Genomic DNA, 14,265 nt, shown 5'->3' on the forward strand with positions numbered 1-14,265 from the left:
AAGGGTTTGAACAAGAGCGCAAATTTACCGATTTCACCGGGCCGGCATTTACGATATGAGTAAAATATTAAAGCAATAAGGTGAACCACCCATCCGCAACTGACGGATGAACGGCCCACCTTATACACTTTGAGCGGTCTTTTGTTCAATTATTCCAGCACCATCACAAACCCGTCATGGGCGGCCATGGTAATTGTTTCTTTTTTTCCGGGCGTAAGGGTTATTATTTGCTGATCAATGTAGCTGTTGCCCTTGCTGTTTATCAGGCGGGTCGCTTTTTTCGCTTTGAAAACACCCGGGTCAAGGGTCAGCGTTTTTTCACCGGCCGCTCCGTTAATGCCTGCGATATACCATTTGCTGCCCGATTTCCGGGCAATGGCGACAAACTGGCCGGGAAAGCCATCGATGAATTTCACGTCATCCCAGCCGGTAGGCAGTTTTCGCAGGAAATCTTTCACATGCACCGGCATCTGTGCCATTCCTTCCGGAATTTCGGCAAAATGCTGTGCGCCCGACAGGAACAAAACGGATAAAGCCAGTTCAAAAGCAGGAGTTGTTTGCCGGTTGATCCGCGGAATTTTATAAAGACTCATCGGTGTGAAATCCATGGGGTCGAACGCATTGCGGGTAAATGGCAGCATGGCCGCGTGGGTGGGTTCTTCGTTGGCATCTTTCTGGCCGAAGGTAATGTATTCGAAACCCCTGATGGCTTCTGCGCTCATCAAATTAGGCCAGGTCCGCTGCCATCCGCGCGGCAGGGTGGCCCCGTGAAAATTTACCATTAACTGGTGTGCGGCGGCATCCTGCAAAATGTCGATGTAGTACCGGATCATCGACTGACCGTCACCGCCAAAAAAGTCGATCTTGGTGCCGGCAACGCCCATTTTCTGCAGTCTGCTGAATTCCTTTACCCGGTCTTCATGTGTTAGCAATTTATTACGGGGATGGTAAGGCGTTGTGTTCCAGCTTCCGGCCGAATTATACCATAACCAGATGCCCACATTTTTCTGTTTGGCATAATTGACGAGGAGCTGCATGCTATCATAGCCAATCTTTGTATCCCAGTCGGCATCAATTAAGCAGTACTGCCAGTTCATATCAGCCGCATAATCAATAAAGCGTTTTTGTACTGCATAAACGGTTGAATCGTCTTTCAGCAAAGCCCAGCTCCAGGCCGATTTGCCTGCTTTGGCAAATGAATAGTTTTGATGGGAGGCCACGGGTTTGGCCAGGTCGGTGCCCAGCGTTGACTCAATAATGGTAGCCAGGCTGCCAATGGTTATTACACGCCAGGGCGAATACCAGGGCAGCATCGCCTGAGGTTTTAATCCACCACCCGGAAATACTTCGCGCGCATCGGGAAAAGCTATGCGATAATTGCTGCTTGCAGAATCATTATCCAGTTTGGTGGCGCACCAGCTTCCATCCAGATCTGCCTCGGTGATCAGCAGCCAGTGACCGGCCGATTGAAACAAAGCGGGATATACCCAGCCTGCTTTCAGGGGTGACGGCGTGCCTGCCTTTATCTCTTTCTCATAAAATTCTTCGTAACAGGGATTCACTTTTTCCCAGCCGGTTTTGGCTACACTCATTGGCTGCAGCCATCCCTTAGCGGCTGCCGGTAAGTGAAAGGAGGTATATTCGGTATCTACTTTTTTAGCTTCGGCCTTAGTGCCGGGAAAATAATAACGGAAGGCGACACCATCGTTACTCACCTGCCAGATAATATCCATTAGCCCGCCGGCTGCATTTTTGTAATGGATCACCTGCCGGTTGGCGCTGTACCGGATGTTCTGGCGTTTGCCGCTAACGAGCTGGTATGTATCGTTAACCATAGAAACAGGCGCAACGCTGGTTTGGGTAAGGGCTTTTGAGAAATCGCCATCGGCACATACAAGCCCCAGCTGCGAAGGCTCCAGTACCATGCTGTTTTTATATTGAACCGAATAGGTGGGCTTGCCTTCCGCATCGAGGCGGCAGCTAACCTGTATTGTTTTGTCGGGACTGGCAATCTTTACTTCTGAAGATTGGGCGAGGGAAAAGCTGCAGGCAATATAAATGGCCATGCACAAGGCAACCAGTTTTTTCATGTGGCAATGTCGTTAAGGTAAAATGATGGATCAGACAATCGAAAATAAGGAATTAATGGAATAAATGTATACATGACATTATCCAATATGCTGGCCGGTTCTTTACGGCAGCTGGTGTCGCGTTTGCCTGGCATGGGAAGGAACCTTAGCAGGGCTTGCCGGTTACACTACTTTATTTACCAGCTGTTTGCCCGCTTCAAAATCATTGATATTTTGTAATGTCGTTTGTGCGATCTGGGTAAGGGCTTCATCGGTGAAGAATCCCTGGTGGCTTGTGACCAATACATTGGGGAAGCTCATTAAGCGCATAATATCGTCATCCTGGATGATCTCTTCTGACAGGTTATGAAAAAAGAGCTTTTCTTCCTGTTCATATACATCGATGCCCAGGTACCGGATCTGTCCCGTTTTTAAGGCCTGGATCACGGCGCCGGTATCTATGAGGGCGCCACGGCTGGTATTGATGAGCATAACCCCCGTTTTCATCATAACTATTGTATCCGCATTGATGATATGCCGCGTTTGCTCGGTAAGCGGGCAATGCAGGGAAATGATATCGCATTGCGGCAATAGTTTGACCAACGGCAGGTATTCAATGCCTTTTGCTTCCAGTGTTCTATTTGCTACCAGGTCAAATGCCAGTACCCGGCAGCCGAAGCCTTTCATGATCTCACAAAATACCTCGCCGATTTTACCCGTGCCTATCACGCCGATGGTTTTTCCATACAGATCAAAGCCGGTCAGTTTTTCCAGGGAAAAATTGCCTTCGCGTACGCGGTTATAGGCCTTATGGGTTTTCCGGTTCAGCGTACAGATAAGCGCCACTGCATGTTCGGCCACGGCATGGGGCGAATAGGCGGGTACCCGCACCACGCTGATCTGATGCGCTGCTGCTGCGGCCAGGTCAACATTATTATAACCCGCCGACCGCATCGCAATAAGCCGGATGCCAGCCTCCGCCAGTCCTTTTATCACAGCGGCATTCAGCGTGTCGTTCACAAAGGCACAAACAGCCTTACAGCCGGTTGCCAGGGTAATTGTGTGTTCGTTTAACGGCGCTTCCAGGAATAACAACTCGTGGCCGGTATTATAGCGCGTGAAATATTCGCGGTCGTATGATTGGGTGGAGAAGAAGGCGATTTTCATAGCAGCAAAAATACAAGAGCTTTGCCAGTTGCTGGTTATCGGTCTTTCCAGTTACCAGTTACCGGTTCCCAGTCGCCGGTCTTTCCAGTTCCCAGTCGCCGGTCTTTCCAGTTACCAGCTACCGGTTTCCAGTCGCCGGTCTTTCCAGTTCCCAATCGCCGTTTCCCAGTTGCCGGTTCCCGGTTCCCGATCAACAGTCATCACTGCCAGCCCTCACCGTTTTCCCCGCGCCCCGCAGGTTTTGTGCGGTGGCAATAACTACCTAACATTCATTAGGGGTTCAATTATTTTTTATACGTTTTATTTCATCTCCCAAACTTCGGCCAATACTTATCTTTGCCGTCCTTCGGCGCCAAAGCTGCCAGGGAACCTTAAAAACTTATAGGATATGTTCAACAAACGGGTAAAAGTTAAAGATCTGCTGGCCAGTGAGGCTACCGGTCAGGAAGTAACAGTAATGGGTTGGGTACGTACTTTTCGTAACAACCAGTTTATAGCACTGAACGACGGCAGTACGAATAATAATCTGCAGATAGTAGTTGAGCTGGGCATGTTGGACGAAAATACCCTCAAACGCATCACTACCGGCGCTTCTTTAAAAGTGACCGGAGAAGCCGTACCTTCCTTGGGCAAGGGCCAGAAAATGGAGATCAAAGCCAGGTCGCTTGAAATATTAGGCGATAGCGATGCAGAGAAATTCCCCCTGCAACCTAAAAAACACAGTCTCGAGTTCTTACGCGAGATCGCCCACCTGCGTTTTCGTACCAATACGTTTGGCGCCGTATTCCGGGTGCGCCATGCACTGGCTTTTGCCATTCACCAGTTCTTTAACGAAAAGGGTTTTGTATACATTCATACCCCCATCGTTACCGCCAGCGATGCAGAAGGCGCTGGTGAAATGTTCCGCGTAACCACCCTGCCGTTCGACAATCCGCCCCGCAACGAAGATGGTTCTATAAACTTTAAAGAAGATTTCTTTGGCCGCAGCACCAACCTGACCGTGAGCGGTCAGCTGGAAGGGGAACTTGCTGCCATGGCCTTTAGTGAGATCTATACATTCGGGCCCACTTTCCGGGCTGAAAACTCCAATACCGCGCGCCACCTCGCCGAGTTCTGGATGATAGAGCCAGAAATGGCCTTTTACGATCTAGAAGACAATATGAACCTGGCAGAAGAGTTCATTAAATACATCATCCGGTATGCTATGGAACATAATCGCGAAGACCTGGATTTCCTGGCCCAACGCCTGGCTGAAGAAGAAAAAGCTCTGCCGCAGGACAAACGCAGCGAAATGGGCCTCATAGAAAAGCTGGAGTTTGTAATGAACAATAATTTCGAGCGCATCACTTATACGGAGGCCATCGATATCTTACTCAACTCACCCGCGTACAAGAAGAAGAAATTCCAGTACGAAGTGAAATGGGGCATCGATATGCAAAGTGAGCATGAGCGTTACCTGGTAGAAAAGCATTTTAAGAAACCGGTGATCGTTACCAACTATCCCAAAGAGATCAAGGCATTTTACATGCGCCAGAACGACGATGGTAAAACCGTAGCCGCTATGGATATCCTGGCGCCGGGTATTGGTGAAATAGTAGGCGGCTCACAAAGGGAGGAACGCCTGGAAAGACTTACTGAACGAATGAAGGAAATGCATATCCCTGTTGAAGAAATGTGGTGGTACCTCGATACCCGCCGTTTCGGTTCTGTTCCACATGCGGGGTTTGGACTGGGTTTCGAACGCATGGTATTGTTTGTGACCGGCATGACCAATATCCGCGATGTGATCGCTTTCCCAAGAACGCCCAAGAACGCTGAGTTCTAAGATCTTCGCCAGCTATAAAAAAACGGTGGTCCCTGATTTTTCAGAGACCACCGTTTTGCTTTGGGATCTATTCATGGATAGAAACGATGGGTATATGTGCATGGTCGATCAATTCACGGCTTTGACTCTTATGAAATAACCGGTCGAGGAAACGGTGCTTCTTGGGAATGACCATTACCAGGTCGAGGTTATTATGTTCGGCAAAGACATTAATAGTTTCTACCACATCTTTACCGGTCAATGGAACATAAATGGGTTTAACATCATCGAGCGTTGCGTCGAGATAAGTTGTATCCAGAGTATGTTCGGCCAACTCCCGTTCTTCATCTTCTTTATCCTGCACATTTAAAACATACAGGTCTGCCCCGAACTCCTTAACTATATTCCTGATATAGGTTACCGGTATTGTTTGAACTACATTTTCAAAATCACAGGCAAGTCCGATCTTTTTAATACCATGGTAAGTAGTACCGGGAGGTACCACAATGACGGGGCATTTTAACTGGCGCATGGCAGTTATTGTCGTGCTGCCCATGATCATTCGTTCGAGACCTGTAGCGCCGTGGCTGCCCATAACAACGGCCAGAGGCTCTACCGATCGGCAGAGCTGTTCCAGTTCTTCAACGGTTTCGCCCAGCCGCGCTTCCGAATATACCTGAATGCTGCCCGAAGTAGTGGTTACCAGGTTTCGTTTTATCTCTTCCAGCCGCTCTTCAGCGGTGCGTTTCATTTCTTCAACAGATACAGTGTTTACAGGTGCGGTAGGCACGTCTGTAAAAGTCACCGGTACATTGTACACATGCAGTAACACTATACCCGCATTAATGGCCTGTGCCATGTCAACCGCATAATTGAGCGCATTGACAGAGACAGACGAAAAATCGGTAGGAACTACCAGTGTTTTCATGCTTTTTCTTTTTTGATGATTAAATGTACTATCGCTCTCTCACTATAATCCTGACCTCAGTCAGTCAGCTCTCTGACTTACAACATTATATATGGAAAAATTGTGCCACTGCATCTTATAATCAAACCAAATAGTTATGGCTGAAATTAACATCCCCGGTGCAACCGGAGACAAACCCGGTGTGCGCAGAAGTAGAAAATTAAGCACCAAGGTTGACTTAACTCCCATGGTTGACCTTGGTTTTTTGCTCATTACTTTTTTCATTTTTACCACTACCATGTCTGACCCGCGGGTAACGGACCTGATCATGCCAAAAGACAGCAAAGACTCAATGAATGTGGGTTTAAGTAATGCGCTCACGGTTATACCGCTTAAAGACAATAAAGTATTTTATTATCATGGCGAATTAGGCGATGCGCTTACAAACAACACTTATGGCATTACCAATTATTCGGTACGTGAAGGCCTGGGGGAAATCGTAAGGAACAAACAGGCCGCACTCGACCGGGTAAAACCCGGTAACCGCAAGGAGCTTTTATTAATGATAAAACCAACACCTGAATCGAATTATGAAAACCTGGTCAATGTGTTGGATGAAGTATTGATCAACGGAGTAAAACGTTATGCCATTATGGATATCTCACCGTACGAACAGGAGCTGGCCGTTAATAAAAGTTCCAAAAACTAAGTGCGCCCCGCTTCGTTTGTCGGGGTCGGCTAACTGTGACAGACGTACCTGAAGTACTTACAGCTTTTGCCAGAAATTATACCTTAAATTTTGTGGGGGATATACTGTTTTGTAAATTGTATGTCCTGCCGCGTTTGAGGTAATTCATTGTAAACCGAATTAATTAATTTTTATGGCAATACCTGTAGTTAATCTCGCCGATTTTTTATCAGGCGACCCGCAGCTGAAGCAAGCATTCGTTAATCAACTGGGTAAAGCGTATGAAGACGTTGGTTTTGTAGCAGTAAAAAATCATGGTATTCCCGATGAGCTGATAGCCGATCTGTACAAGTATGTGCAACAGTTTTTCGCCCTGCCGGCCGATGCTAAAAAGAAATATGAAATACCCGGTCTGGCCGGTCAGCGTGGGTATACGTCCTTCGGTAAAGAACATGCCAAAGGCAGTGATGCACCGGATCTGAAAGAGTTCTTTCAGTTCGGCCAGATCGTTGACGATAATGACCCCATTAAAAGTGAATATCCCGATAATGTACAGGTGGGTGATGTACCGGAGTTCAATGCCACTTTTACCAGAGCCTACCGGGCATTTGAAAAATCGGGTAAGGCTTTATTACAGGCCATCGCCTTGTACCTGGGTCTTGATGAGCATTATTTCGACAACTACATACATAATGGTAATTCCATTTTGCGGGCGATCCACTATCCGCCCATTACAGAGGAGCCAAAATCAGCCATCCGCGCCGAACAACATGAAGATATCAATTTAATCACCTTACTGGTAGGTGCATCGGCAGATGGCTTGCAGATCCTCACCAAACAAAATGAATGGGTGCCGGTAACCTCCCTGCCCGAACAGATCGTGGTGAATGTGGGCGATATGTTGCAACGCCTTACCAATAATAAACTGAAATCTACTACGCACAGGGTCGTAAATCCCCCAAGGGAAATGTGGAATACTTCGAGATATTCCATTCCTTTCTTCCTGCATCCGAAAAGCGATATGAGCTTAGCTTGTCTTGATAGTTGTATCGATGACAAACATCCGAAGTCTTTTCCGGATGCTACTGCCGGTGAATATCTCGATGAACGATTAAGGGAAATTGGTCTGAAAAAATAAATATCTGATTAAGAGCCCCGTACATCGGGGCTTTTTATTTAACCCCTGCTTAACAGATTGCTGATTATTTTAGTCTCATGAAAATTAGTTATTCAAACAGGCGCCGGAATAATTAAAACATAAGCTTTTTCGTTAATAATACATCACTTTAAACACCTATCAAATGAAAAGAACTGTACGCTATAACTTGTTACTGCTTTCGCTGGCTATACTCATAGCCACGTGGGGTATGTCGCAAACCACCCTTGCCCCCGATCAGAATCCCGATTACATGGTGAGCCAGGCAAAATATGTAAGCATGGCTGATTCAATCAACAGCTGGCACGGCACTACTCCCCAGGAAACATATAAAGCCATTGACTGGATGGCCGACAGGCAGGCCGCCCGGGAGCAACGCCGCGCTTTCAGGCGCGAATTGCGTATGGAAAGAGCCCGCAACGGTTACGGCTGGTACTATAACGAGTATGGCTATAACTACCCTGGTTATTCGCGTGGTTATGGTTACTACTACCCGGTATATTCCCGTAATTATGGCTATTACTATCACCCCTATCGCGTTTACCGCCCCGGTTGGAACCGTAATTACTGGAATCTCGTGCCGCTGGCCGCAACAGCCGCAACAGTAGGCTGGTTATTGACCCGGTAATATATTCCGCCCGTGTAATTGTATGAACGGAATGCGCAATCCCCTGTAAATTGCACGCCGAAAAAAAATCAACTCAATAAATAGTCAATCTTCCCTTTTAAAATAAGCAAAATGAAAAGAGTTTATCTGGCCGTTATGGCCCTGGTTGTAGCCGGTATGAGTTTGTCCTGTTCACATAAAGTTACCCGTATTGACCCACAGGAACAGGTTGACCTCAGCGGCCGCTGGAACAATACCGATTCGCGCCTGGTAGCAGAACAAATGATAGAGACCGTGTTAAGAGAAAGATGGTTAGGCGATCACCAGGAAGCGCATGGCGGACAAAAACCGGTAGTTATCGTTGGCTTCGTTACCAATAAAAGCCATGAGCATATCGAGGCTGAAACCTTTGTGAAGGATGTAGAGCAATCTTTTATTAAATCAGGCAGAGTGCGTTTGGTACAGGGCGGTAAAAAAAGAGATGAGCTGCGTGCTGAAAAAGCCGACCAGCAGACCAATGCTTCTGCTTCAAGCATGAAAAAGTTTGGCCTTGAACAAGGCGCCGATTATATTCTGCAAGGTTCTATCAACTCCATCGTTGATTCTCAAAAACGCAAGAAAGTAGTTTACTACCAGATCGATCTGGAGCTCACCAACATTCAAAGCAATGAAGTGGTATGGATAGGGGATAAGAAGATTGCCAAATTTGTGAAAAACTAATTGACTTCAACAGCAGATAACCTGCAATTATCACCGGCATGGTTTTATCAGTAAAACATATGATAAGAGCATTGGCCATTGTATGTCCAATGCTCTTGTTAAACTCCTGCGCAACCTACAATAATCGCATTGGCAGTTATTACGATCAGGTGGTAAATAACCAGTTCGATAAAGCTTATCAGTCCATTGATCAGAACAAACTGCTGCTGCGTAAACGCAACCGCCTGCTCTACCTTTTCGAAAAAGGTAAAATGGCCCATCTGCTGAAACAATATGATAGCAGCAACCTGTTCTTTAACGAAGCGGATCTTTTCATCGAAGATGCCCGCACTTCGGTACAGGATATAGCGCTCGGCACCCTGCTGAACCCCATGATGGAAACCTACAAAGGCGAAGATTTTGAGAAGTTCATGGTGCATTATTACAAGTCGCTGAATTACCTGGGACTTGGGCAGAGCAATGAAGCGCTGGTAGAAGCCCGGCGGATCTCCCTGCGCAGTTATGCGCAGCAGGATAAGACCGGCAATAAAGACAACCGGTATTCAGATGATGCTTTTTCGCTCATGCTGCAAGGCATCATATATGAGCAGAGCGGCGATATGAACAATGCTTTTATCGCTTACCGGAATGCAGTGGATATATTTTTAAAGAATGATAATAACTGGTATGGCGTTCACCTGCCTGAGCAATTGAAACAGGATCTACTACGTACCGCGGCGGCCAATGGTTTTTTAGATGAAGTGCAGCGCTATTCAAAGCTGCTGAATACTTCTTTACAAGCTGCGGCCAATGCCGGGGGCGGTGAATTGGTGCTCTTCTGGGAAAATGGCCTGGCCCCTGTTAAGCAGGAGCAGAATTTCTTCTTTTCCCTCACCAAGGACGCGGTCGGTAATTTTATGTTCACCGACGCTACCGGCTCACTGCAAGTGCCCTTTATTTTAAATAGCAGCCTTAAGAAGGATGATATTAAAGCATCCGACATCCGCTCTTTGCGGGTTGCTTTTCCAAAATACCTCGAGCAACCGGTTTATTATACCCAGGGTACGGTCACTGTTAATAATGCGCAGTTCCAGTTTGAAAAAGCGGAGAATATCAATGACCTTGCTTTTGCCACGCTGAAAGAACGGTTCTTGAAAGATATGGCTAAAACCCTGAGCCGGCTGGCCATTAAAAAGCTGGCAGAAGCAGCGGCGCGGCCGAAAAAAGACGATAAGAACAAGAATGAAAAAGAAGCCATGGCGGCGGCTATACAGGTCTTCAATTTCGTTTCAGAAAAAGCCGATACCCGCAACTGGCAGAGTTTGCCGCACACAATATTATATACCAGGATACCACTGAAGCCCGGCACGAATGAGTTGAAAATAAATTTCACCGGCCAGGATCAGCAAACCAGGTCGCTCGATCTGAAAGTCGAGGGGAATGGGCGCCTGCAGGTGCAAAATGTGTGCACCCTTCGTTAATTTACTGAAAATCAATATTGGAGCGGATAAACGGCCTTTAAAAGGCGGTTTATCCGCTCTCGTTTTTAATTAGGACTGATAGAAGAATCAACAAGGCCTGATGAGGACTTAACAAGCGGCTGACCAGGAGCTGGCAGGGGCACACTTCCTGTGAAGCTCCTTTACGATCGATGTGAGGTCCCCCCTGTTATGTCCACGTAAGATCAGCTTATTGCCCCGGTTGCAGCTTCCGGACCGGCCGCGGTTGCGATTCGATAGTCCCCTGATTTATTTGAGAATTAAGCTTTCTGATCGAGACTTTTGCCCATTTATCCGCATTTTTCTGCCATTCATCCAATCATTATTATTTTGCCGCAGACAGTTTAGTATGTAACTGATTGTAAATCAGTAATCACTGGTTAAGCTGATTAGCATTGAATGGATATTACCATAATTAAGTTGGTACTATGTGTTGCATAGTACTAAAATCCTCCCTATATTTGTATTGTGAAAGGGAAATAAACCCGGCTTCACAAACAGCCATGCCAATCGCAATTATTATAGCCATGTTTCTCGCCCTTTTTACGCTGGGTATCGACAGCAGCCACCAGAAGGGCAGTCCGGCCGAAGTGGTGATCTTCGGTGGTAAACCATATAACTGGGCAGATAAAAAAGGCAACGGAAAGAGGGTAGTATTGATGGCCGAAGAAAAGGATAATGCGATAACCATTAAAGGGCAACGGCCGGCCATGCCCCTGGAGCATATTTTTCAATTATCAGGTTTATACCAGATCATTAAAGCAGAGCCCATGATAGTCATTAACAATTCAAATAACAGCAACATAAAACAGGCCATCTGCCTGTCAGAAAAAGAATAGCCATGAATATCGAGAACACCCAAAGTCAGATGCGGAAAGGGATCCTGGAGTTTTGCATTCTCTCAATCATTCGCCGCGGGGAAGCTTACCCGAGTGATATTGTGGATGAAATGAGAGGTGCCAATCTCCAGATCCTGGAGGGTACCCTTTACCCTTTGTTAACCCGGTTAAAGAATGCAGAAATGCTCACCTACCGATGGGTTGAGAGTAATTCGGGCCCTCCCCGCAAATACTTTTCCCTTACACCCAAAGGCGAAGAGTTCTTTAAAGAACTGGAAACAACCTGGAATGAGCTGGCCAATGCTGTAAATACGCTGGCCAGTAAACGCGAATCGCTGACCTCATCAGTCAATTCGAATAACACAACAGAAAGTTCCACATATCCAAGCGAAACAACCCAACCCAACACTTAAAACTTCAACCAACAAACACTACACACCATGAAAAAGGTTATAAATATAAATTTCCAGGGCAGGGTGATTCCTATAGAGGAGACTGCTTTTGAAATATTAAAGCAATACATCGATAGCTTGCGAAGGTATTTTGCAAATGAGGAAGGCCGTGATGAAATTATCAATGACATCGAAAGCCGTATTGCCGAACTGTTTTCAGAAAGATTGAAGAAAGATGTTACCTGCATTACCGATGAAGATGTGCACGCCGTGATGACCAGCATGGGCCGCCCGGAAGACTTTGAAGCCGAGACAGGTACAAACATTAACGGCGGCAGCCAGCCCACCGGAGCCAGCGCCGGCCAGCAGCAAAGTTCTTCTCAACAGTCACAAACCAGCCAGGGACCTAATTATGTTACCCGCGGCCGCCTGGTACGTAATGCAGATGATAAAATAATTGCCGGTGTATGTAGCGGTTTGGCCAATTACTTCAATATTGATCCCGTGATCATGCGCATCATTTTCGTGGTGTTGCTTTTCACAGGAGGAACCGGGGTGCTTGTTTACCTCATCTTATGGGTGGCCGTTCCATCCCAGTCTATACAATCAAATATTACAAAAAGATTATACAGGAGCAGCGATGATAAGGTAATTGCAGGTGTGTGTGGTGGTTTGGCTGCTTATTTCAATATCAGCACCTGGGTGCCGCGCCTGATCTTCGCATTGCCGCTGATCATCGGGTTATTGTCTGGCCCTTTTAACTGGTGGTGGGGTGATATAGATTTCTGGATCGGTCCACGCGTGGTGACCGGCTCCTTAGGCAGCACTTTGTTTGTGAGTTATATTGTTTTGTGGATTGCAGTGCCTATTGCCGTTACCGCCGCCGAAAAATTGGAAATGCGGGGGGAGCGGGTCGATCTGAACTCTATTCGTGATACCGTAAAAGAAGACCTGGAGAGTTTCAGATCAAGAGCGCAGAACTGGGGAAACGAAGTTAAACAAACTGCCCAGCAATTTGGCGACCGTGCCAGGCAATTCAGCCAGAGTGAAAGGGTGAAGACCTTTACAACGGAAGCGTCTACCACGGCCCGAAGTGCCGGCAGCGGTATCGCTCATATCATTGGCGTATTATTCAAAGCTTTCTTCCTGTTTGTTGTTGGTATTGTGGCCCTGGCCCTGTTCGGTGCTTTGATGGGATTGCTTTTCGGGGGCGTGCCCGTGATGTCCTTCAAAGAATTCCTGCTCGAAGGGTTCTGGCAGAATTCACTGGCCTGGGTATCTGTAATATTATTCCTGGGTGTGCCGGTAGTAGCATTGATCACCTGGCTCATCCGCCGCATCATGGGTGTGCGTTCTAAAAATCATTACCTCGGGTATGTATTCGGCACTTTATGGTTTGTTGGTATTGTAAGCGCCGCCATGCTTACCGGTTCGGTGATCCGCAGTTTTAAGTCGAGGAATTTTGTTGAAGAGAATGTGGCTCTTATGCAACCTGCCAACAATAAACTGTACCTGGATGTGACTACCAGTAATATCAACTACCGCTATTACAGCAATGACTGGTTCGACTGGGATGGCGATGCTCCTTTATTCGGCGCCAATCTCGACAGCATTATGCTCAATACCGTTCGCATTGATGTAGTGAAAAGTAATGACAACAATTTTCAGCTGACAAAAGTTAAATTCAGCCGCGGCAAGAACCCGGTGGTGGCGAGGAACATTGCAGAAAAGATCAATTTTCAAACGTATCAGCTGGACAGCGTTTTATACCTGCCCAAAGGATTTTCCATCAGTAAAAATGAACGTTGGCGCAATCAGCAGGTATTGCTGATCTTACAGGTACCGGTTGGTAAAAGATTCTTCCTTGACAAAAGCATTTCAAGATACGACTGGTTTGAAGTGCGTTATAATCACCGCGGTGGTTTCGATATTGAAGATAACTGGGACCGCACCTATTGGGTGGAAGCAGGTAAAGAATATATCATGACGCCCGATGGCCCCAAGCAAGTGGATAAGCTCGACCCGGAAGCCCTACAAAGAGGAGAATATAAAGAGCGGGAAAACCGCAGCGATGAAGACAATGTAGAGGAGCGTATAAAGAGAGAAGAGAGAAGGGACCGCCGTAACCGGAGAAACGATGATAACCCGGTTGTGGACACTACCAGTGGTTATCGTTACCGCAGGCAGGCTCCTGAAAAGAAAGCTGATTCTACGCCAGTTAAGAACGCCGCTTCGTCCAGCGCGAGCGCTGCTATGAATGAAGAAGAACCGGCCACTTTGTTTTCGACACGGTTCGCCAGTTATAAAGTAAATGCCTGAGAGCACCAGCCATGAAAAAGATACAATAGACCTCCCCGCCGCCCTGTTATCCGGTAGCCGGAAGCAGGCGGGGTTGAAGTTGGAACAACAGGGGCCCTTTTGAGGGCCCTTTTTATTTA

The 14,265-nt window shown here is 46.9% G+C and carries 12 protein-coding genes; 9 read left to right on the forward strand and 3 right to left on the reverse strand.

What is annotated here, in order from left to right; all coding sequences use genetic code 11:
• Positions 1–149 precede the first annotated feature (149 nt).
• Positions 150–2,090, reverse strand: coding sequence for a glycoside hydrolase family 97 protein (locus JT717_RS00615; RefSeq protein ID WP_205508158.1), 1,941 nt, complete (start codon positions 2,088–2,090; stop codon positions 150–152).
• Between the two features lie 162 nt (positions 2,091–2,252).
• On the reverse strand, positions 2,253–3,236 hold the full coding sequence (locus JT717_RS00620; protein ID WP_205508160.1) for a 2-hydroxyacid dehydrogenase: 984 nt from the start codon (positions 3,234–3,236) through the stop codon (positions 2,253–2,255).
• A gap of 388 nt (positions 3,237–3,624) precedes the next feature.
• Here JT717_RS00620 and asnS point away from each other — a divergent pair, with 388 nt between their 5' ends.
• Positions 3,625–5,061 (forward strand): asparagine--tRNA ligase, encoded by a 1,437-nt coding sequence (asnS, locus tag JT717_RS00625; protein ID WP_205508162.1) that lies wholly within the window; start codon positions 3,625–3,627, stop codon positions 5,059–5,061.
• A 67-nt stretch (positions 5,062–5,128) separates the two neighbouring features.
• On the opposite strand, the gene JT717_RS00630 is transcribed toward asnS, so the two are convergent.
• A complete protein-coding gene (locus tag JT717_RS00630; protein ID WP_205508163.1) occupies positions 5,129–5,968 on the reverse strand; it encodes a universal stress protein in 840 nt (279 codons plus the stop codon).
• A 136-nt stretch (positions 5,969–6,104) separates the two neighbouring features.
• Here JT717_RS00630 and JT717_RS00635 point away from each other — a divergent pair, with 136 nt between their 5' ends.
• The 8 genes from JT717_RS00635 (at position 6,105) to JT717_RS00670 (ending at position 14,146) form a co-directional block, all read left to right on the forward strand.
• Positions 6,105–6,656 carry an ExbD/TolR family protein gene (locus tag JT717_RS00635; RefSeq protein WP_205508165.1) on the forward strand — a complete coding sequence of 184 codons (552 nt, stop codon included), beginning with the start codon at positions 6,105–6,107 and terminating at the stop codon, positions 6,654–6,656.
• A gap of 172 nt (positions 6,657–6,828) precedes the next feature.
• Positions 6,829–7,773 carry an isopenicillin N synthase family dioxygenase gene (locus tag JT717_RS00640; RefSeq protein ID WP_205508166.1) on the forward strand — a complete coding sequence of 315 codons (945 nt, stop codon included), beginning with the start codon at positions 6,829–6,831 and terminating at the stop codon, positions 7,771–7,773.
• A gap of 163 nt (positions 7,774–7,936) precedes the next feature.
• Positions 7,937–8,419 carry a hypothetical protein gene (locus JT717_RS00645; protein ID WP_205508169.1) on the forward strand — a complete coding sequence of 161 codons (483 nt, stop codon included), beginning with the start codon at positions 7,937–7,939 and terminating at the stop codon, positions 8,417–8,419.
• 111 nt (positions 8,420–8,530) lie between these two features.
• Positions 8,531–9,118: a penicillin-binding protein activator LpoB gene (locus JT717_RS00650; protein WP_205508170.1), complete on the forward strand. Its 588-nt coding sequence runs from the start codon at positions 8,531–8,533 to the stop codon at positions 9,116–9,118.
• A gap of 59 nt (positions 9,119–9,177) precedes the next feature.
• Positions 9,178–10,578 (forward strand): COG3014 family protein, encoded by a 1,401-nt coding sequence (locus tag JT717_RS00655; RefSeq protein WP_240347765.1) that lies wholly within the window; start codon positions 9,178–9,180, stop codon positions 10,576–10,578.
• Between the two features lie 545 nt (positions 10,579–11,123).
• Positions 11,124–11,435, forward strand: a complete 312-nt coding sequence (locus tag JT717_RS00660) for a hypothetical protein (RefSeq protein ID WP_205508172.1) — start codon at positions 11,124–11,126, stop codon at positions 11,433–11,435.
• A 2-nt stretch (positions 11,436–11,437) separates the two neighbouring features.
• Complete coding sequence (locus tag JT717_RS00665; RefSeq protein WP_205508173.1) at positions 11,438–11,848, forward strand: PadR family transcriptional regulator; 411 nt, start codon at positions 11,438–11,440, stop codon at positions 11,846–11,848.
• Positions 11,849–11,875: 27 nt separating this feature from the next.
• A complete protein-coding gene (locus tag JT717_RS00670; protein WP_205508175.1) occupies positions 11,876–14,146 on the forward strand; it encodes a PspC domain-containing protein in 2,271 nt (756 codons plus the stop codon).
• The last annotated feature ends 119 nt before the right edge of the window (positions 14,147–14,265 follow it).

It is taken from the genome of Longitalea arenae, from assembly GCF_016924755.1.
Lineage (GTDB): Bacteria > Bacteroidota > Bacteroidia > Chitinophagales > Chitinophagaceae > Niastella > Niastella arenae.